The organism is Leisingera sp. CC-HEC093 (assembly GCF_059429195.1).
On record NZ_JCAIJR010000001.1, the window covers coordinates 357,534 to 376,245 of the forward strand.

General features: G+C 65.1%; 19 protein-coding genes. 1 reads left to right on the top strand and 18 read right to left on the bottom strand.

Annotation, left to right across the window (positions count from 1 at the left end; all coding sequences use genetic code 11):
* Positions 1-35: 35 nt before the first annotated feature.
* The 14 genes from ftsH to ruvC form a co-directional block, all read right to left on the bottom strand.
* Positions 36-1,949: an ATP-dependent zinc metalloprotease FtsH gene (gene ftsH, locus AC5STB_RS01780; protein WP_495441268.1), complete on the bottom strand. Its 1,914-nt coding sequence runs from the start codon at positions 1,947-1,949 to the stop codon at positions 36-38.
* Positions 1,950-2,027: 78 nt separating this feature from the next.
* Positions 2,028-3,281 carry a tRNA lysidine(34) synthetase TilS gene (gene tilS / locus AC5STB_RS01785; protein WP_495441269.1) on the bottom strand — a complete coding sequence of 418 codons (1,254 nt, stop codon included), beginning with the start codon at positions 3,279-3,281 and terminating at the stop codon, positions 2,028-2,030.
* Positions 3,278-4,132: a tol-pal system protein YbgF gene (gene ybgF / locus AC5STB_RS01790; protein ID WP_495441270.1), complete on the bottom strand. Its 855-nt coding sequence runs from the start codon at positions 4,130-4,132 to the stop codon at positions 3,278-3,280. The genes tilS and ybgF overlap by 4 nt, the downstream gene beginning before the upstream one ends.
* A 4-nt stretch (positions 4,133-4,136) precedes the next feature.
* The gene (gene pal / locus AC5STB_RS01795; protein ID WP_495441271.1) at positions 4,137-4,646 is read right to left on the bottom strand and encodes a peptidoglycan-associated lipoprotein Pal; all 510 of its coding nucleotides are present in this window, start codon (positions 4,644-4,646) and stop codon (positions 4,137-4,139) included.
* Between the two features lie 91 nt (positions 4,647-4,737).
* Complete coding sequence (tolB, locus tag AC5STB_RS01800) at positions 4,738-6,063, bottom strand: Tol-Pal system beta propeller repeat protein TolB (RefSeq protein WP_495441272.1); 1,326 nt, start codon at positions 6,061-6,063, stop codon at positions 4,738-4,740.
* Complete coding sequence (gene tolA, locus AC5STB_RS01805; protein ID WP_495441273.1) at positions 6,060-7,196, bottom strand: cell envelope integrity protein TolA; 1,137 nt, start codon at positions 7,194-7,196, stop codon at positions 6,060-6,062. The genes tolB and tolA overlap by 4 nt, the downstream gene beginning before the upstream one ends.
* A 15-nt stretch (positions 7,197-7,211) precedes the next feature.
* Positions 7,212-7,703: an ExbD/TolR family protein gene (locus AC5STB_RS01810; protein ID WP_495441274.1), complete on the bottom strand. Its 492-nt coding sequence runs from the start codon at positions 7,701-7,703 to the stop codon at positions 7,212-7,214.
* Positions 7,704-7,707: 4 nt separating this feature from the next.
* Positions 7,708-8,403 (bottom strand): protein TolQ, encoded by a 696-nt coding sequence (tolQ, locus tag AC5STB_RS01815; RefSeq protein WP_495441275.1) that lies wholly within the window; start codon positions 8,401-8,403, stop codon positions 7,708-7,710.
* Positions 8,404-8,509: 106 nt separating this feature from the next.
* Positions 8,510-8,893 carry a tol-pal system-associated acyl-CoA thioesterase gene (gene ybgC / locus AC5STB_RS01820; protein ID WP_495441276.1) on the bottom strand — a complete coding sequence of 128 codons (384 nt, stop codon included), beginning with the start codon at positions 8,891-8,893 and terminating at the stop codon, positions 8,510-8,512.
* A 60-nt stretch (positions 8,894-8,953) separates the two neighbouring features.
* The gene (gene thpR, locus AC5STB_RS01825) at positions 8,954-9,496 is read right to left on the bottom strand and encodes an RNA 2',3'-cyclic phosphodiesterase (protein ID WP_495441277.1); all 543 of its coding nucleotides are present in this window, start codon (positions 9,494-9,496) and stop codon (positions 8,954-8,956) included.
* Complete coding sequence (locus AC5STB_RS01830; protein ID WP_495441278.1) at positions 9,496-10,164, bottom strand: hypothetical protein; 669 nt, start codon at positions 10,162-10,164, stop codon at positions 9,496-9,498. The genes thpR and AC5STB_RS01830 overlap by 1 nt, the downstream gene beginning before the upstream one ends.
* Before the next feature lie 296 nt (positions 10,165-10,460).
* Positions 10,461-11,480, bottom strand: a complete 1,020-nt coding sequence (ruvB, locus tag AC5STB_RS01835; protein ID WP_495441280.1) for a Holliday junction branch migration DNA helicase RuvB — start codon at positions 11,478-11,480, stop codon at positions 10,461-10,463.
* Between the two features lie 159 nt (positions 11,481-11,639).
* Positions 11,640-12,329, bottom strand: a complete 690-nt coding sequence (gene ruvA, locus AC5STB_RS01840; protein WP_495441281.1) for a Holliday junction branch migration protein RuvA — start codon at positions 12,327-12,329, stop codon at positions 11,640-11,642.
* A 13-nt stretch (positions 12,330-12,342) separates the two neighbouring features.
* Positions 12,343-12,840, bottom strand: coding sequence for a crossover junction endodeoxyribonuclease RuvC (gene ruvC, locus AC5STB_RS01845; protein WP_495441282.1), 498 nt, complete (start codon positions 12,838-12,840; stop codon positions 12,343-12,345).
* A gap of 338 nt (positions 12,841-13,178) precedes the next feature.
* Between ruvC and AC5STB_RS01850 the strand changes: the two genes are divergently transcribed.
* Positions 13,179-13,397 (top strand): DUF1127 domain-containing protein, encoded by a 219-nt coding sequence (locus AC5STB_RS01850; protein ID WP_495441283.1) that lies wholly within the window; start codon positions 13,179-13,181, stop codon positions 13,395-13,397.
* 169 nt (positions 13,398-13,566) lie between these two features.
* On the opposite strand, the gene AC5STB_RS01855 is transcribed toward AC5STB_RS01850, so the two are convergent.
* The 4 genes from AC5STB_RS01855 to AC5STB_RS01870 form a co-directional block, all read right to left on the bottom strand.
* Positions 13,567-13,911, bottom strand: a complete 345-nt coding sequence (locus tag AC5STB_RS01855; RefSeq protein ID WP_495441284.1) for a hypothetical protein — start codon at positions 13,909-13,911, stop codon at positions 13,567-13,569.
* A 103-nt stretch (positions 13,912-14,014) separates the two neighbouring features.
* Positions 14,015-14,887, bottom strand: coding sequence for a 50S ribosomal protein L11 methyltransferase (locus AC5STB_RS01860; RefSeq protein WP_495441285.1), 873 nt, complete (start codon positions 14,885-14,887; stop codon positions 14,015-14,017).
* A 138-nt stretch (positions 14,888-15,025) separates the two neighbouring features.
* On the bottom strand, positions 15,026-16,261 hold the full coding sequence (locus AC5STB_RS01865; RefSeq protein ID WP_495441286.1) for an MFS transporter: 1,236 nt from the start codon (positions 16,259-16,261) through the stop codon (positions 15,026-15,028).
* 225 nt (positions 16,262-16,486) lie between these two features.
* Entirely contained in the window at positions 16,487-18,682 is a 2,196-nt protein-coding gene (locus AC5STB_RS01870) for a primosomal protein N' (RefSeq protein ID WP_495444550.1), read from the bottom strand.
* Positions 18,683-18,712 lie beyond the last annotated feature (30 nt).

Below are 18,712 nucleotides of genomic sequence, written 5' to 3' on the forward strand. Positions count from 1 at the left end.
GGCCTTCGGCATCCGGGGGTCAAAGTCTTGGGGTATCAGGCGGAGGGTTCAGGCTCCATGCCGCCATCAGGCGGGGTCTTCTTGGGCTTCGCCTTGGGGATTGCAGTGACCGAGGCATTGCCCTGATCCTCGCTGTCATCCTCGTCGTCACCGGCTTGCGGCGGTTCGCCGCTCATCACCCGCTTGATCTCCTCGCCCGTCAGGGTTTCGTATTCCAAGAGACCCTGCGCCAGCCGCTCCCACTCCTCGTTTTTGTCCTTGAGTATCTCCAGCGCCTGTTCATAGCCCTGCTGGATGAAGCGTTTCACCTCTTCCTCGATCAGCTCCTTGGTGTTGGCCGAAACCGAGAAACCCGCGGTATTGCCGGAGTAGCCTTCGTGGGCTTCGGCATAGTCGATGTTGCCGACCTTGTCCGACATGCCCCAGCGCAGCACCATGGCGCGGGCCAGCTGGCTGGCCTGCTGGATATCGCCGGCCGGGCCGTTGGACACGTGGTCCTCACCGTACTTGATGACTTCCGCTGCCTTGCCCGCCATGGTCATAGCCAGTTTCTGCTGGCACTCATCGCGGTGATAGTTCAGGCGGTCCATTTCAGGCAGCGACACCACCATGCCCAGGGCACCGCCGCGCGGGATGATCGTGGCCTTGTAGACCGGATCGCATAGCGGCAAAGCCAGGCCGACAACGGCATGGCCGGCCTCGTGATAGGCCGTCTTTTCCTTCTGGTCCTGGGTCAGCACCATCGAGCGGCGCTCAGCCCCCATCATCACCTTGTCCTTGGCGGATTCGAAATCCTCCATGGTGACAAAGCGGCGGCCGACGCGGGCGGCCATCAGCGCCGCCTCGTTCACGAGGTTTGCCAGATCGGCACCGGAGAACCCCGGGGTGCCGCGGGCGATGATTCGCAGGTCCACATCCGGACCCAGCGGGGTTTTGCGGGCGTGCACCGCCAGGATCTTCTCGCGCCCCTTGATGTCGGGGTTGCCGACGGTCACGTTGCGGTCAAAGCGCCCCGGGCGCAGCAGCGCCGGGTCCAGCACGTCCTTGCGGTTGGTGGCAGCCAGGATGATGACGCCCTCATTGGCCTCAAAACCATCCATTTCCACCAGCAGCTGGTTCAGGGTCTGCTCGCGTTCATCATTGCCGCCGCCATAGCCGGCACCGCGATGACGGCCCACCGCGTCGATCTCGTCGATGAAGACGATGCAGGGTGCGTTTTTCTTGGCCTGCTCGAACATGTCGCGCACGCGGGAGGCACCTACGCCGACAAACATCTCGACAAAATCGGAACCGGAAATGGTGAAGAAGGGCACACCGGCCTCGCCTGCAATGGCGCGGGCCAGCAGCGTCTTACCGGTGCCCGGAGGGCCGACCAGCAGCGCGCCCTTGGGGATCTTGCCGCCCAGGCGCGAGAATTTCTGCGGGTTGCGCAGGAACTCGACGATCTCTTCCAGCTCTTCCTTGGCTTCGTCGATGCCCGCCACGTCGTCAAAGGTGACGCGGCCGTGCTTCTCAGTCAGCATCTTGGCCTTGGACTTGCCGAATCCCATGGCGCCGCCTTTACCGCCGCCCTGCATCCGGTTCATGAAATAGATCCAGACGCCGATCAGCAGCAGGAATGGCAGCAGCGTGATCAGGAAGGACTGGAAGCCCGACTGCTGCTGCTTTTCAGCCCGTACCGGGATGTTCTTGTCAATCAGCAGCGCGGTGACTTCGGCATCAGCCGGCTTGATGGTGACGTAGTTCTGCCCATCGGTTGTGGTGTAACGGACTTGCTCTCCATCCAGAGTTACGGTGCTGACCTTGCCGGTCTCCACCGAACTCACGAAGTCCGAGAAAGTGCGTTCACGGCTCTGCATCGTGCTGCCGGAACCGCTGAACAGATTGAACAGCGCCAGGATCAGCAGAAACAGAACAACCCAAAAGGCGATATTGCGAGCGTTGCCCAAGGAAAGTTCTCCCTATCAGTAAGGCGCGCCTGTCAGGCCGCCTGCGTTGTGCTTAAAATAAGGATCATTCGGGCAGGTTCAATGCGATAAAAGGGATGCAAAGAACTCTTCTTCGTTTGCCACCGGTTCTGCCGACCATCCGTTTGCCATTCCGGCAACCGGCGCAGCGGTCAGTTCAGGCCCGCGCCAGATGGCCGGGCTGGTCTCCAGCACCGTGCCCGGAACACCGGTTGCGCGCCAGGAGGGGCAATGAAACAGCCCTTCGCGTCCCAAGGCGCGCACTTCGCAACCCTTTGCGTCGCCGCCGAAAACTTTCCACCTGCCGTCCCAAACTTGCCCCGGCAGAGCCGTGACCCCTTGCTGCGCCTTGGCCTCCCGGCAGATCCAGATCTGCTTGGACGTTGTCAGCAGGTGACAGCCGGAAACAGTTGCCGCGCCGCCGCCGCGTGCGGCCAGAACAGCGATTTCCATCGGCACACGGCGCGGCGGATAGGGGGTGCCCGCCACCCACTGAATCGCCTTGACCAGCAGCCGGTAGCCTGTCTCGCTGGGCAGAGTGCGGAACTTGCGCTGGCACAAAACCACCGCACCGGCCTGCACATGCGCCAGATCGCGGGCAGCCAGAAAGACGTACCAGTCCAGCGCCTCGCGCGCCTTGCTCATGTTTTCCGCAACCCGGGACAGAACGGTCGGGGTCAGCCCCAGCGGCGCCAGTTCCGCCAACGCGCGGCGCGCCCGCACGCGCTCATACCGGAGGTCGCTGTTGCTGGGGTCCTCGCACCATTCGATGCCGCGCTCCTGCAGATATTGCCGCAATTCGCTGCGGGTCACTTCCAAAAGCGGGCGCAGCAATGTGACCCCTTCGTGGACGCGGCGCGGTGCCATGCCTGACAGGCCCGCAACGCCGGCGGCCCGCGCCATCCGCATCAGCAGGGTTTCAGCCTGGTCATCCGCGGTATGACCGACACACAGGATGGGAATGCTGTTGCGTCTGGCCCAGCCGCACAGCAGATCATAGCGCGCCTCGCGGGCCTGGCCTTGCAGATTGCCCTTGCCGGGGCCTTCCTCCCAGCGGATCACCTCGTGGGCAATCCCCAGCGCGTCCGCGGCCTCGCCCGCCCAGCGGGCCTCAGCCGCGGCTTCCGGCCGCAGCCCGTGGTCGACGGTGGCCGCAAGCAGCTCCACCGGCTGATCTTTGAAGGCCTCGTGCATCAAGTGCAACAGCGCCATCGAATCGCTGCCGCCCGACAGCGCGATGCCCAGCTTGCCAGTCTGTGCCGGTTGGAACTGGTTGCGAAGCAGTCCCAGGATATCGCGCCGCAGGCCCGTCAAGAACAGCCCAGCTTGGCCATTTCTGCAGAGGCTTCAGCTTCCTGGGCAGCACCCGGGAACCGCACCCCGACTTCGGACAGCGTAACACAGGCCTGATCGGTCTGGCCCAGACGGCCCAGGGCCGCGCCCAGCTCGAACAAGGCTTTGGGCGCCACCGGACCGGCAGAGTTTCCGGTAAAGGCCGCCAGATAAGCCCGCGCCGCTTCGCGGGTGTCGCCCAGCCCGTCCAGCGCCTTGCCGCGGCTGAATTCAGCCGCCGGCGCCAGCGGGCTGCCCGGATAGGCCTGATTGAAGGCCGCGAATTTCTCCGCCGCATCCTGATACAGCCCGTCGGCCAGCAGTTTTTCAGCGGCGTCAAAGTCCGCCTGTTCGCCAACCGCCAGTTCGCCGCCCGCCGCCCCGCCGCCAGCGGTGCCCGCACCGGACAGGCCCGCTCCGTCCAGCGCCGCCGTGCCGCCGGCAGAGGGCAGCTCACCGCCGCCCAATGTGCTGGTTTCCTCCAACGCGCCGACATCGCCGCCTTCCAGCTCGACCAGCCGGAACTCCAGATCGCCGATCCGGTTGGTGCCATCGGTCACGATCCGGTCGACGCGATGGCTCAGCTCCTCTGTTTGCAGCGTCAGGCGCTGCAACTCGCTCTCAATCGCGGCAACCCGGTCCAGGACCGTATCCCCCGAGACATTCACCGACGGTGCACCGGTCGTTGACATTTCCCGCTTCAGCCGCTGGATTTCGACGTGCAAAACAGTCAGCTCCTGGCGGACGTCCGCCAGCGTCTGCTGGTCCTGGGCCGCCAGCGGCAGCGGCAGCAGCATCACGGAGGCCAAAAGCACGGTGCGCAGGCGTTTCATCGCTCTACCCCGTCAGCCCGCCGGCCAGCACAGTGACCGCGCGGCGGTTCTTGGCATAGCAGGCCTCTTCCGAGCAAATCTCCAGCGGACGTTCCTTGCCGTAGCTCACCACCTTCATCCGGTGCCCGGCAACGCCTTGGGAAATCAGGTATTCGCGTGCTGCATTGGCCCGCCGGGCACCCAGTGCCAGGTTGTACTCACGGGTACCCTGCTCATCCGCATGGCCCTCGATTGTGACCACGTAATCGGCGTTCTGGGTCAGCCAGCGCGCTTGCCCCTGCAGGATGCCTTGCGCCTCGGGCGTCAGCGTCGACTGGTCCACCAGAAATAGAACCCGGTCGCCAACCGTTTGCTGGAAATAAGCCGGGCTTGCCGGGTCCAGCGCCCCCGCCCCCAGTCCGGCGCCCGCACCGGCGTCGGCTCCGCCGTTTGCCGTGTCATCCCACCGGTTGTTGCTGCAGGCCGCCAAGCCCAGGACGGCAACAGCCGCTACTGCCAATTTCAAACCGCTCATATCGTCTGCCTATCCCTTTGTGTTTCTTGACCGGAAATTAACACATGCCCGGATCAGGTTCCATGCGGGTATCCCCGCCTTATTAGTTCTTTCAATTCTGCAGCGGCGACCAGGCCGGATCCGACGCCCCGTCCGGTGTTTTCACAGGTTTCAGATTGCGTCCGGTGATGTCCACCGAATACAGCAGCGCCCGCCCGGCGCTGCCCTGGCTTTCGCGGGTGAACATGATCACCCGGCCGTTGGGCGCCCAAGTCGGACCCTCGTCCAGAAAGGAAGCCGTCAGCAGCCGCTCCTCGCTGCCGTCGGTGCGCATGACACCGATGTGGAACCGGCCCTTGTTCTGTTTCGTAAAGGCGATCATGTCGCCGCGCGGCGACCACACCGGCGTGCCATAGCGCCCCTGGCCAAAGCTGATCCGCCGCGCTTCGCCGCCGCTCGCGGGCATGACATAGAGCTGCTGGTTGCCGGAGCGGTCGCTTTCAAACACGATCTGGCTGCCGTCGGGCGAAAAGGACGGTGCCGTCTCGATCGAAGGGGCAGAGGTCAGCCGGGTCTTGGCGCCGGTGTTGATATCCATTGAGAACAGGTCGGTGTTGCCGCCCTGGGTCTGCGAATAGACAATGGTGCGCCCGTCGGGTGCAAACCGCGGCGCAAAGCTCATGGTGCCGTCGCCGCTGGACAGCACCTTGCGCTGCACCTGGCCTACGTCCAGCACATGGATCTGCGGAAAGCCGCTCTCGTAGCTGGTGTAAAGCACCCGGTCGCCGGTGGGCGAGAACCGCGGCGCCAGCACGATGGAGGCGCTGTTGGTCAGGTACTGCACATTGGCCCCATCGTAATCCATCACCGCCAGCCGCTTGCGGCGGTCGTTCTTGGGGCCGCTTTCGGAGACATAGACGACCCGGCTGTCGAAATAGCCGCTCTCGCCGGTGATCCGGCTGTAGATCGCATCGGCCACCTTATGCGCCATCCGCCGCCAGCCATCGGTGGTGCCGGTGAACTGCAGCCCGGTGCCCAACTCCTTTTCGGCAAAGACGTCATGGCCGCGGAACCTGACCGTCAGCTGGTTGCCGTTGACGCTGACTGCACCGGTGATCAGCGCCTGTGCGTTCACCGCCTTCCAGTCGGCGTATTTCACCGGGCTGTCAAAGCCGGCCACCTTAGAGATATGGGCGCTTGCCGGCACTTCCCGGAACAGGCCGGTGCCGCTCAGATCCGCCGCAATCACCCGTGCGATCTGGGCAGCGTACTCCGACGCCGCCGGGGTTTCCGGAACGAAGTCCGGCACCGCATAGGGCAACGGCTCGATCACGCCCTGGTCGATCTCAATGCGAAGCGGGCCGTCCTGAGCCATGGCTGCGCCCGCACCTGCCGCTGCCGCGGCACCGATCAGAAGAGCTGCCAGTATTTTTCTCATTTGATCCGCATCCTTTCAGGATTGAATGTCATCTCAATATCGCGCCATTGCGCGTATTTTTCAGCGGGAAGCTGAAACCCCTTTGCCCCGCAGCGGATAATCGCCCGCCGGGCGGCCTCATAGGCCTGTTTCGCCGCAGAATCCGAGCCGCCGGTGCTGGACAGCATCCGGATAGAGCCGGTGTCGGGCTTGCCGTCCTGCGACAGTGAAACACCGACAACAACAGTGGTCTTCAACGCGTCCGTCGACAGGGAGCCGACGTTCCAGCAGCGCGACACTTCGACCCGCAACGCGTCCTTTTCGCCCAGCGTCAGCGGCGGGCCGGACGGTTCCGGTGCCTCCACATCAGCACCGCCTGCCAGCGCTTCCGCCAGTGCATCGGCAACAGCATCGGCTGTATCCGCCTGCTCTGCTGCTTCCGGTTCGGCAGGCTGGGCCGCTTCGGTCACTTGCGGTTCTGGCTCCGGCTGTGGCCGGGCGGGGCGGGTTTTGGGCCGCTTGGACACCGCCGGCGCGGCAGAGGCAGCGACAGCCTCGCCCTCGTTCTCCTCGGTCACGATCCGGTCGCTGGCGGCTTCCCGCGCAGTGGCCTCCTGCACCTCCTGCTCGGTCTCGGCGCCTTCTTCCGGCGCGACCTCAGGCTGGACAATGTCGTCGATCTTGGTGTCCGGCTCCGGCGGTGCAACCGGTTCCGGCGCCACCCGGTCAACCGGGCGCGGCGCGGCTTCGGGGCGCAGCTGCGGCACCAGCGACGCAACATCCGGTTCTTCCGCGGCAGAGGGCAATTCGGTCGGCACGTCAGGCTCCGCCTGCGGTTCCGGGCGTTCCGTCACCTGCGGGTCCGGCTCTGCCGGGGCGACCGGTTCGGGCTGGGAAATCTCCGGCTCCGGGTCCGCTTGCGGCGCAGGCTCCGGTGCAGGCTGCACTGCGGCGGGCTCATTCAGCGGTGCAGGCTCCGGCGCCACCTGCGGCGCCTGGCGCTGCTGGCTCAGCTTCTCGAACTGCTCGGCAGAAATCAGCGCCACCTGCTGCACGTTGGACGGCAAAGGTTCGGACGGGAACCAGGCGCCGAAGACAACCCAGGTCATCAACAGCCCATGTCCTGCCAGCGAGATTTTGGTTCCGGTCTGCACCGTCCGCGTCCCCGCCTACTGCCCCGTGCTTTCAGCCCGCTGCCCGTCCAATGCCGGGCCGCCGGTATCGGTGACCAGCCCCACGTTGGAAAAACCGCCCGCATTCAGCGCGCCCATCACCTGCATCACGTCCGAATATGCAATCCGCCCGTCGGCGCGCAGGAACACCCGGTCCGAGGACCGCTCTGCCGCAATTGCCCGCAGCTTGGGCACCAGTTCATCCCGCGCCACCGGCGTGGTCTGGATCTCCACCCCGCCCCCGGCGGTCATAGTAACGGTCAGCGGTTCTTCTTCGTCGCCCGGCAAGGCGCCCGCAGCGGTCTTGGGCAGTTCCACCGGCACGCCGACGGTCATCAGCGGCGCCGCCACCATGAAGATGATCAGAAGCACCAGCATGACGTCCACGAAAGGCGTCACGTTAATCTCGGACATCGGCCGCCCGCGTCCGCGGCGGCGGCCCCGGCGGCGGTTGCCGCCTCCTGATGGCTGCTGGACTGCGGCACCCATGGCCTTAGGAGTCCAGCTGGCGGCTGAGGATGGTGGCGAACTCATCGGCAAAGGCCTCGTAGCCGCCGATGATGCGGTCGCTGTCCGCGCTCAGCTTGTTGTAGAAAACAACCGCCGGAATGGCCGCCAAGAGGCCCAGGCCGGTTGCCATCAGCGCCTCGGCAATGCCCGGTGCCACCACAGCCAGGTTGGTGTTCTGCTGTTCGGCAATCTCGATAAAGGCGGTCATGATGCCCCAGACAGTGCCGAACAGGCCGACGAAAGGCGCAGTGGAGCCAACCGTTGCCAGCACCGAAAGCCCGCCCTGCAGGCCTTCTGTCTCCTTGGCGATGGCCACATCCATCGAGCGGTCGATGCGTGCCTGCGCGCCGGGGATCAGCCCGCCGTCGCTGCGGTGGCTGCGGCGCCACTCGCTCATGCCGGCAGAGAAGATCCGCGCCGCCTGGCCCGAGGGTTCCCCCCCAAGGCGCTCGAACAGTTCATCCAGCGGATTGCCGGACCAGAACGCCCGGTCAAACGCATCCGCTTCCTTGCGGGCAAGACGGTAGTTGATGGTTTTCTGGATGATGATGCCCCAGGACCAGATTGAGGCCCCCACCAGCATCAGCATCACCAGTTTCACGGTTACGGTGGCCCGCGCGAAAAGGCCCCACATGGAGAAATCAATCTCCTGCGCCAGCGCCAGAGTTTCTGCTTCCATTCGCCTGCTCTACGGTTTTCCCGGCCGTTTATCCGGCCTTATTTGGCCAGACGCTAGCGCAGTTCAATGGCAAAGGCCAATAAAACAGGCGGGCGGGTGCCAAATGTTACCGCAATGCGCGAATCTCTGCCGGAAGCCGGGCCGGTTTGCCGCCCGTGGTGATGCAAACGATGGTGACTTGGGCGCGGAACAGCGGCTGGCCGCCGCGCGTGACCTCCTGATTCAGGACCATCCGGGCGGGTGTCACGGTGTGCATGGAGGTGGCGACCAGCAGCTCCTCGTCGAATTTCGCCGGTGCCAGATAGTCCGCCTCGATCCGGCGCACCACATAGATCAGCCCGCCCTCGCGCATGGCGTTCTGGTCAACGCCGATACCGCGCACCCAGTCGCTGCGGGCCCGTTCGATGAAGCGCAGGTAGTTGGCGTGGTAAACGATCCCGCCCATGTCGGTGTCTTCGTAATAGACCCGGACGGGGAATTGGTGATCCATTGCCTGCTCCTTGCGTTTCCGGCTGCACCCTAGGGGCGGCGCAGATGCGCTGCAAGCGGCTCACCCCTCCAGCGGGTACTCCGCCAGAATGTCATACCGCGCACCGCTTGGCGCCAGCGTGGATTGGAACAGAACGAAACTCTCCGCTTCGCACCTCAGCCGGAAATCCGCTGCTGCGGACAGGAAACGGGCTATCTCTTCGACTTGCCCGGCCTCCATGTGCCGGGGGAAACGCGCCAGGGTCACATGCGGGCGGAACCGTTCGCGCGGCAGATCGATCCCGGCTTGACGGCAGGCACTGCGAACACGCTCCCGCAGCTGGCCCAGCTCCGGCGTTTTCTGCACCTCAGCCGCTAAGATCCGGGGAAGCTTGCCGCCGAACGCATCCAGCCCGCCGAAAGTGAGCGCCAAGGGCGGTGCGCTGATCTCCGCCAGCATCTGATGCAGCGCCTGCAGCGCGGCCTGTGGCTGGTCATCAAGGAAGGCCAGCGTCAGGTGCATGTTCTCTGCCGGGATATGGCGGCCCACGGTCAGCCCTTCCTGCACGCGCTCCAACGCGTCCAGGGCTGCATCAGGCAGCGGCAGGCCAACGAAGGCGCGCATCAGGACTGCGGCGGTTCCGCCGCCGGCGCCTGCAGGCGCGCAAACAGGCGCAGGGCGTGGGATTTGTCCTCTGCCGCCACCGGCATCATCCGGTCATAAGCCGCGGCGATTACCCCCGCGATTTCGGGCCGCAGGATGGTGGCGCCGGTCTCCGGCAGCACCGCCAGGGGCGAGGCCTCGGCGAAGGCAGTATCGCCCCACATCAGCGCCACCTGCACCGCCTGGGTGAGCGCGAGGGTCTCCGCCGGCATCTGCGCCATCGCGCCCTGCATCCGCAGGAACACAAACGCCGCCTTGATGCCGCCCTGATCGTCAAACCGGAACGCCCGGTACTGGCTGGCATCCGCCTCCTTCAGCCGTGCGACCAGCGGCTGCAGCCCCGGGATCAGCCGGTCCAGGTCCGGCACCTCCAAAAGCTCGTCCCATTCCCGGAAGAAGAAGAACATCAGGTTCGATCCCAGTTCAGGATCGGTCTCAGCCATCTGGTGGCCCGCCAGCGTCATCACTGCCTCCAGCGCGCCTTTGACGGTGATGAGAGTCTCGTCCTGCACCCCGAACACGATCGGTGCAACCGGCCGCCCCCAGCGGGCAAAGGCGTAAGTGCCGTCTTGGCGGGTGAACAGGGCTTCGATCTGCTCTGGCGTCAGGTCTGGCAGCTGGGCGGTCATGGGTGTCTCCTTAGTGCTGCCCTGTCTATGCCGTCTGCGCGCCGGGACAGCAAGCGGAAGGCTCCCGCGCCTGCCCGGCCTTCCGGCTGCGCCAGGCCGCCGCCAGCAGCCTTGGGCCCGGCGCTGCTGGCGCAGCGCCCCCTCGGCCTTCCTTCAGCCCGATACATCCCCGCCGCAAGCCGTGCCGCGCAGCGTTGCAGCACGCCTCGAATAGGTCAGCACCGTTGCCCGAATGTTTCGCGCGCGAAACATTTGGACAGCACCGCTGCCACAACTTATAGCAGTGCGCCCCTTTTCTACCCGAACAGGTCGTTCCGGCTGCGCGGCGGCGCCATTCCCAGATGGGTCCAGGCCTTTTGCGCCAGCATCCGCCCGCGCGGCGTGCGCTGGATCAGCCCCTGCTGCAAAAGATAGGGCTCGATCACCTCCTCCAGCGCGTCGCGGCTCTCGCTGAGGGCGGCCGAGATCGTTTCGATCCCCACCGGCCCGCCGCCATAGTTTTCGGCAATCAAGGCCAGATAGCGGCGGTCGGCGCCGTCCAGCCCCAGCTGGTCCACCCCAAGCCGCGTCAGGGCGCCATCGGCCAGTTCCCGGGTGATGGTGCCATCGCCCTCCACAACCGCGAAGTCCACCACGCGGCGCAAGAGCCGCCCGGCGATCCTGGGGGTCCCCCTTGCGCGCCGCGCGATCTCGCGGGCGCCGGCGTCATCGGCCGGCGCGCCCAGCTTGCGGGCGTTGCGGCTGACGATCTCAAACAGCTCGTCGATGGTGTAGAACTGCAGCCGGGTTGGAATGCCGAACCGGTCGCGCAGCGGCGTGGTCAGCAGGCCCATGCGGGTGGTGGCACCGACGAGGGTAAAGGGCTGCAGCTCGATCCGCACGGTGCGCGCAGCAGGGCCTTCGCCGATCACCAGGTCCAGCTCGAAATCCTCCATCGCCGGGTAGAGCACCTCCTCCACCGCCGGGTTCAGACGGTGGATCTCGTCGATGAACAAGACGTCGCGGGATTCGAGGTTGGTGAGGATCGCCGCCAGGTCGCCCGCTTTGGCCAGGACAGGGCCGGAGGTCATCCGGAAATTCACTCCCAGTTCGCGGGCGACGATCTGGGCCAGGGTGGTCTTGCCGAGACCGGGAGGCCCGTGGAACAGCGTGTGATCCATGGCCTCGCCGCGGCGGCGGGCGGACTCAATAAAGACGCGCAGGTTGGCGCGGGCTTCGGCCTGGCCGATAAACTCGCCAAGGCCCTGCGGGCGCAGGGCGCGGTCATTGTCTTCAGCCAGCGGCTCGGGGCGCAGGGCGGGGTCGGCGTCAATCATCTGCGATACTCCGCGTGCATCAACGTTTCTGCTGAACCGCCCGGCCGAGAGGCCGGGCAGCGCCCGTCCCGCCCCCCACAGGGAGGGCGCTTCGCCTCCTGCCCCGCCGGGCCTGGCGCCGCCCTAACCGAAACCATGCAGTTCTTTGCAGACATTCTCTTATCCCTTCGGCGCCAGCAGGCGCAGCGCGGCGCGGATCAGCTCTGCCTCGTCCGCGTCCGGATATGTGGCCGCAGCCTCGGCCACAGCCGCCGCAGCATCGGACGGACCATAACCAAGGTTGCCCAAAGCCGACAGCGCCCCGGCAGAGGCGGCAGCTGCCCCCGAAGGCTTCTTGGGCGGCGCTTTGCGGGCCAGTTTGGCGGCAGGCGCAGGTTCTGCGTCTTCGACCACCTCCAGCCCCGGCCCGTCCATCGCATCTGCAACGGTGCCGCCCATCGCCATCACGCCGGGCGCCTTGTCTTTGAGGTCCAGCACAATGCGCTGCGCGGTCTTGGGGCCAACACCCTTGGCCGCCTTGACCGAGGCCCAGTCGCCAAGGGCGATTGCCCGGCTTACCCCGTCCGGCCCCAGCGCACCAAGAATCGCCAGTGAAACCTTGGCGCCGACACCCTGCACCGAGGTCAGCAAGCGGTGCCATTCCTTCTCCACAAGCGAAGTGAAGCCGTAAAGCTGCATCAGGTCTTCGCGCACCACCATTTCCGTGTATAGCGCAACAGCCTCCCCTGCGCCCGGCAATGCCGCCATGGTGCGGTCAGAGCAATAGACGATGTAGCCGACCCCGCGCACGTCGATCAGCACATGGTCCTGCGCCCGGTAGTCGAGGCGGCCCGTCAGTTTCCCGATCATGCCAGTCTGCCGATCATGCGCGTTTCTCCCTCAGTTGGCGCTGCTGGGTGCCGCCGTAATAGGCGTGGCAGATCGCAATCGCCAGCGCATCCGCCGCATCTGCGTTTTTCGGCAGACAGCCCGGCAGCTGCAGTTTGACCATATGGATGATCTGCTCCTTCTCGGCGTGGCCGACACCCACCACCGTCTTCTTGACCCGGTTCGGGGCGTATTCCCCCACCGGCAGTCCGGCCTTGGCGAGCGTCAGCAGCGCCACGCCGCGCGCCTGGCCCAGCTTCAACGTGCCGGCGCCATCCTTGTTTACGAAAGTCTGTTCAATCGCGGCCTGATCCGGGGCGAACGCCTCGATAATCTCTGACACCTGATTGTGCAGCGACAAAAGCCGCTCGCCCAGATCATCGCCGTCGGAGGTGCAGACGCCATTGGCGACATGGCTCAGCCGGGAGCCGTGCGATTCGATCACGCCCCATCCAAGGTTCCGCAACCCCGGATCAATTCCCAAAATCCGCATGATGTGCCTGCCCTTGCCCGTGTACCGGCCCGCGTGCCGGAAATTATTTTGACACAGCAGTAGCACAAAAGGCGAACATGTCCAATTGCTTTCGCAGGTGATTGCTTCCGGAAACGGAGCAGATACGGCCTGGAAACGACCCTTCATATTGACGGGAGCGACATTTCCGGCGCCATTGCGGTCCTTCGCGTAAACCCCTTGTTTACATGAAAAACAGCTATGCATTCAGCGCATATGACACATGCATTTTCATATCTTGCTGCGCAAAAATTTCGCTACTAGATGCCGGCCATCGCAACACCGCGACGGATGCTTAACGCTAATCAGAGGACACGGATATGGCCGCATTTGACACCACCCGCACCACCTATGGTTCCACCGGCCTGTTTGGCCGTTTCGGCGACCTCTTCGCCGCTGCAGCCGGCGCGATCGTTGCCTGGAACGACGCCCGCGCAACCCGCAATGCCCTGAACGGCCTGTCCGATCGCGAGCTGGCCGACATCGGCATGTGCCGCGGCGACATCGAAAACGTTGCCAGCGGTAAAGCTGTTTACTGAGATACACCCTGATTTCGCCCTGCCTCCTCCCTCGGGGCGCAAAGGGAAACGCCGCGGACCATCAAGGCCGCGGCGTTTTTTTATCTGGCGGCCACCGGTCCGTCCGGTGCATGAAAAAGGCCGCCCCCCCCCGCAGCGGCCTTTTCCAGTCCCGGTTACTGCCCTTTATTCAGCGCAGAACCGGTCCGATGTTCCGGGCGATAAATATAGAAACGGGATCCGCCTGCATGACAAAGGCCCCCGCACGCTCCACCGCGCTGCCGTCAGCAAGCGTTCTGACACGCTCATCATAGCTGCCAAAGCCAAGTGCTGCCATCAGGAACCCCTTGAACAGCAGAAAGAAGGCCGCCAGAAACACCAGCGTGCGCCCCGATATCCGGGATTGCATCCGGTGCGGCTTGATCACCAATAGCCCATCCGGCCGCATCTTCGCGGAATAGCCTGCGGACAAGGCCGTATGCTTGCGGTTGATCTGCTGCAAGCGCGACTGGAACTGATCACGATGTTCGCCCATTGCGAGCCTCCGAGCTGGCCCCCACCAGCGAATAGCCCATCCTTGGCTGAAAATGCGGCAAAATTGCGGCAAACCTTTCAAATTTGCCGCAAACTTGCTTCAATCAATCCGCTTTACGGAGAAGTAACGTTGTCCACTCACCAATTTCGTCGCGGCGCGCAAGATTGGCGCCGTTCTGTGCATAAACGCTGACCACATCATCGGCCTGCTCATTCAGGATTCCGGAGAGAATCGCATAGCCGCCGGGGCGCAGATTCGCGGTCAGATCGGGGGCCAGGGCAACCAGCGGCCCCTTGAGGATATTGGCAAAGATCAGATCATAAGGCGCCTGCGCCTGCAGCTCCGGGTTGTCAAAGCCAGCCGCCTCCAGGCAGGCGACCTGGCCTTCCATGCCATTGGCCTTGAGGTTGGCCTCAGCCACCTCGACCGCAACCTGGTCAATGTCGCTGGCCAGAATGGCGCCATCCCAGACCCGGGCGGCAGCCATTGCCAGTACCGCGGTGCCGCAGCCGATATCAGCCACCTTTTCGCCGCGGAAGCCCTGTTCCAGCAGATGATCCAGTGCCTTGAGGCACCCCAGCGTGGTGCCGTGGTGGCCGGTGCCAAAGGCCATTGCTGCCTCGATCAGCAGCGGGATCTTGTCCGCGGGCACCTTGTCCGCATCATGCGAGCCATAGACGAAGAACCGGCCCGCCTCGACCGGCGCCAGCTCGCGGCGCACATGGGCGACCCAGTCGGTTTCCGGCACCTCTGAGACGACAAAACCCTTGGCGTCATGCATCGCCGCCAGCAGCGCCAGCCCCGCCTCATCCGGCGCTTCGGTGAAATAGCCGCCCACTTCCCACAGGCCGGAGCCGTCTTCCATTTCAAAGACGCCGACACCGGTGGGTTCCGGGATGAGCCGCTCCATGGCGTCTCCCAGCGCCTCGGCCTGGGCTTTTCCGGGAAGGGTGGTGAGGGCGGTGAAAGTGGGCATGGCGTCGCTCCTGAAACTGTTGCCAAGCGCCTAGGCCGCCGCGCGGCCCGCGTCAAGCGCCTCCGCCTGGCTGCAAGCCAGGCAGCGCCCGCGCTCACAGTGTGCGCGGGCGCTCCGCCCCTTTGCGGGGCGGAGGGGTCATTCAGCCGGCGCAGGGCGGGCGTATTTGCTGAAGATGGTCTCGTTGCCCGGTTCGGGATGGCGCGGGATCAGCAGCGACAGGGACAGCGACACCAGCGCCATTGCAGCGGCCAGGGCAAAGACCAAGCCCGGTTCATAGACCCAAAGGAGGCCCAGAAGCACCGGCAGGAAGACCGCCGCGATGTGGTTGATGGTAAAGGCCACAGCAGCGGTTGGTGCAATGTCGCCCGGGTCGGCGATTTTCTGGAAATAGGTCTTGAGCGCCAGGGCCAAGGCAAACAGCACGTGGTCGATCACATAGAGCACAGCCGCAATGGCGACGCCCCAGCCGAACCAGTAAATCCCGCCATAGGCCGCAAAGACGATGGCCAGGCCTGAATATTCAAAAATCAGCGTGCGGCGCTCGCCAAAGGCGGCCACGGCCTTGCCCAGAACCGGCGCCACGGTCATGTTGATCACCAGGTTGATCAGGTAAAGCCCGGTCAGCTCATGCACTTCAAAGCCGAATTTCTCGACCATCATGAAGCCCGCAAAGACCACGAAGATCTGCCGCCGGGCACCGGCCATGAACTGCAGCGCGTAATAAAGCCAGTAGCGCTTGCGCAGGATCAGCTTTTTGGTCTGCGGGTGCGGAGCGTCGAACTGCGGATAAGCCAAGAGGGCAAACAGCGCGATGGCAGCCGTCAGCCCGCCTGCGGCCAGGAACACGGTGTTATAGCTCAGGCCCAGGCTCTCCCAGGTCAGCACAATCAGCCCGTAAACCACCAGCGTTGCCGCCGATCCCGCCGCCACCAGCCAGCCCAGGGTCTGCGGTGCACGTTCCTTGGGCAGCCATTGCAGCTGCAGCGACTGGTTCACAGTCTCATAATAGTGGAACCCGATCGAGCTGAGCAGCGTCACCATCAAGAGGCCGCCGAGCGAGGGGAACCAGGCGGTAACGGCGGTCGCCACCCCCAGCAGCACCAGCGAGATCAGCCCTAGCACCTGCTCGCGCATGAACAGGATTACCGCGATCACACCAACAGCCAGAAAGCCCGGGATCTCCCGCACCGTGTGCAAAAGGCCGATATCGGCGCCGTCGAAGCTGGCCGCCTCGATCACGAAATTGTTGAGCAGCGCGCTCCAAGTGTTGAAGGCAATCGGCATCGCCAGCGCCATCAGGAACAAGAGCGTCACAGGACGGCGCCAGAACGGAAGGCCCTGCGCCTCGGAAAGGGGCATCGGTTTGAACATGGGCCCCGGTTTACGCCTGTTCCGCCGGTCTGGCGAGAGGGAAAACCCGCCCGCACAATGAGTTCCGCACCAGCGCGCAGAGGCACCCTATGCGAGGCGATGCCTCGCGCTCCGGGATATTTGAGGCTAGAAGAACGAGGCCAGAAGAACAATGGGGACGCTCTTCTTCTGGCCGGAAGTATCCCGGGGGAGGCCGCAGGCCGGAGGCAGCGCCCCCTGCCCCGGTCAAAAGAAACTTTGCGGGTCGATGTCGATGCTGAGGCGCAGATCACCCTTCAGCCGCAGCGGCGCAGTCCAGCGGGCCAAGGCCTCCTGCAAGGGCGCGCCCTTGGCGGCCTTAACCAGCAGACGCACCCGGTGGCGGCCGCGGACGCGGGCGATAGGGGCGGGCGCCGGGCCGAACAGCTGGGCACCGATCTGGCGCAAGGGGCCATCGTTGCGGGCCATGGCGTTGCCAAGGTCAAAGACCGCCGCCAGATCCGGCCCCGACAGGATGATTCCCGCCATCCGGCCATAAGGCGGCACACCGGCAGCCTGGCGTTCGGCGGCCTCAGCCTTCCAGAAGCTTTCTTCATCCCCCGACAGGATCGCCCGGATCACCGGGTGCTCCGGCTGGAAGGTCTGCATCAAGGCCTCGCCCGGGCGTTCGGCGCGGCCAGCCCGGCCCGCCACCTGGCGCATCAGCTGAAAGGTGCGCTCTGCCGCGCGCAGGTCGGAGCCCTGCAGGCCGAGGTCGGCATCAATCACTCCCACCAGCGTCAGCAGCGGGAAATTATGCCCCTTGGCGACCAATTGAGTGCCGAGGATGATATCGGCCTCACCAGCCGCAATCTCCTCAATCCGGCTTTTCAGCGCGCGGGCGGAGCCGAAGAGGTCGGAACTCAGCACCGCAATCCGGGCCTCGGGGAACAGGCCGGTGGCTTCCTCTGCCAGCCGTTCGATGCCAGGGCCCACGGGGGCCATCTTGCCCTCCACCTCGCAGGAGGGGCAGGCGTCGGGCACCGGTTTGGTCTCGCCGCACTGGTGGCACATCAGCCGCTTCATGAAACGGTGCTCCACCATGCGGGCATCGCAGTGGTCGCAGGCGACCTGCGCGCCGCAGGCGCGGCAGATGGTGACCGGGGCAAAACCGCGGCGGTTCAGGAACAAGAGCGACTGCTCGCCGCGTTCCAGTCGCAGTTTCATCGCCTGCTTCAGGGTGGGTGAGATCCAGGTGGAGGGCAGCAGATCCTCTGACCGCATATCGACAGCGCGCATGTCCGGCAGAACCGAGGCGCCGAAACGGGAGGTCAGGTTCAGCCGGTTGTACTTGCCCGCCTCGGCATTGGCCCAGGTCTCCAAGGACGGCGTGGCGGAGGCCAGCACCACCTGCGCCGAACACATCGCCGCGCGCAGCACCGCCATGTCGCGGGCGTTGTAAAGAACACCGTCTTCCTGCTTGTAGGAGGTATCGTGCTCCTCATCTACGATGATCAGGCCCAGATCGCGGAACGGCAGGAACAGCGCCGAACGGGCACCGATCACCAGCTGCGCCGCGCCCTGCCCGACCATTTTCCAGACCCGGCGGCGTTCGGTCATGGTGGCGCCGGAGTGCCATTCGGCGGGTTTGGCGCCGAAACGGGCCTCCACCCGGGTCAGGAATTCCGCCGTCAGCGCAATCTCCGGCAGCAGCACCAGCGCCTGCCGCCCGGCGCGCAGGGCGGCGGCGACGGCCTCCAGATACACCTCTGTCTTGCCGGAACCGGTGACGCCTTTCAGCAGCGTGGTGCCATAGCGCCCGCTTTGGACCCCTTCGGCCAGCGCGGCGGCGGCCTTGGCCTGATCCTCTGTCAGCTGCTTGGAGGGCAGTTCCGGATCCAGGTACGGATAAGGGGTGTCGCGGGGCGCTTCCTCCTCGCGCAGGGCGCCTTGCTTGACCAGCCCCTTCACCACCGAGGGTGTCACATCGGCCATATCCGCCAGCTCGCGCGGGGTGAAAGCAAGCCCGCCGTATTGCTCCAGCACCTCCAGCACGCGGGTGCGGGCCTCGGTCATCCGGTCGGGCACGCCCTCGCCCCGGCGCAGGATCTTGCGCATCGAGGGCGGGTCGGAAAGCCCCGGCGCGCGGGTCGCCAGCCGCAGCATCGCGGGCATCGGGGTCAGCGTGTAGTCGGCGGCCTTGCCCAGGAACTGGCGCATCTCGGTGCGCATCGGTGCCACATCCAGAACCCGGATCACCGGCCGCAGCTTGGCCGAATCGAAATCACCGGCACCCGGCCCCCAGACCACGCCCAGCACCTTGCGCGGCCCCAAGGGCACCTCGACATAGGCGCCGAGGTAGCAGCCGCCCTCCGGCGCGCGGTAATCCAGCAGCCGGTCAAGGGGTTGCGTGGTCAGAACCCCAACCCTCTCGCCTGCCTGAAAGAACTCCTGCCCGCCCATGCTGCTGCCCATGTTGCCGCCCGTAATCCC

What these genes read in the sequence shown, in the direction of transcription:
- ruvB (WP_495441280.1), bottom strand. Translation starts at nt 11,480, where the DNA reads ATGATTGACGCCGACCCCGCCCTGCGCCCCGAGCCGCTGGCTGAAGAC.
- thpR (WP_495441277.1), bottom strand. Translation starts at nt 9,496, where the DNA reads ATGCGCGCCTTCGTTGGCCTGCCGCTGCCTGATGCAGCCCTGGACGCG.
- ybgF (WP_495441270.1), bottom strand. Translation starts at nt 4,132, where the DNA reads ATGAAACGCCTGCGCACCGTGCTTTTGGCCTCCGTGATGCTGCTGCCG.
- tolB (WP_495441272.1), bottom strand. Translation starts at nt 6,063, where the DNA reads ATGAGAAAAATACTGGCAGCTCTTCTGATCGGTGCCGCGGCAGCGGCA.
- AC5STB_RS01860 (WP_495441285.1), bottom strand. Translation starts at nt 14,887, where the DNA reads ATGCCCACTTTCACCGCCCTCACCACCCTTCCCGGAAAAGCCCAGGCC.
- AC5STB_RS01865 (WP_495441286.1), bottom strand. Translation starts at nt 16,261, where the DNA reads ATGTTCAAACCGATGCCCCTTTCCGAGGCGCAGGGCCTTCCGTTCTGG.
- AC5STB_RS01855 (WP_495441284.1), bottom strand. Translation starts at nt 13,911, where the DNA reads ATGGGCGAACATCGTGATCAGTTCCAGTCGCGCTTGCAGCAGATCAAC.
- AC5STB_RS01830 (WP_495441278.1), bottom strand. Translation starts at nt 10,164, where the DNA reads ATGACCGCCCAGCTGCCAGACCTGACGCCAGAGCAGATCGAAGCCCTG.
- ruvC (WP_495441282.1), bottom strand. Translation starts at nt 12,840, where the DNA reads ATGCGGATTTTGGGAATTGATCCGGGGTTGCGGAACCTTGGATGGGGC.
- ybgC (WP_495441276.1), bottom strand. Translation starts at nt 8,893, where the DNA reads ATGGATCACCAATTCCCCGTCCGGGTCTATTACGAAGACACCGACATG.
- AC5STB_RS01850 (WP_495441283.1), top strand. Translation starts at nt 13,179, where the DNA reads ATGGCCGCATTTGACACCACCCGCACCACCTATGGTTCCACCGGCCTG.
- AC5STB_RS01810 (WP_495441274.1), bottom strand. Translation starts at nt 7,703, where the DNA reads ATGGGTGCCGCAGTCCAGCAGCCATCAGGAGGCGGCAACCGCCGCCGG.
- tolQ (WP_495441275.1), bottom strand. Translation starts at nt 8,403, where the DNA reads ATGGAAGCAGAAACTCTGGCGCTGGCGCAGGAGATTGATTTCTCCATG.
- pal (WP_495441271.1), bottom strand. Translation starts at nt 4,646, where the DNA reads ATGAGCGGTTTGAAATTGGCAGTAGCGGCTGTTGCCGTCCTGGGCTTG.
- ruvA (WP_495441281.1), bottom strand. Translation starts at nt 12,329, where the DNA reads ATGATCGGGAAACTGACGGGCCGCCTCGACTACCGGGCGCAGGACCAT.
- AC5STB_RS01870 (WP_495444550.1), bottom strand. Translation starts at nt 18,682, where the DNA reads ATGGGCGGGCAGGAGTTCTTTCAGGCAGGCGAGAGGGTTGGGGTTCTG.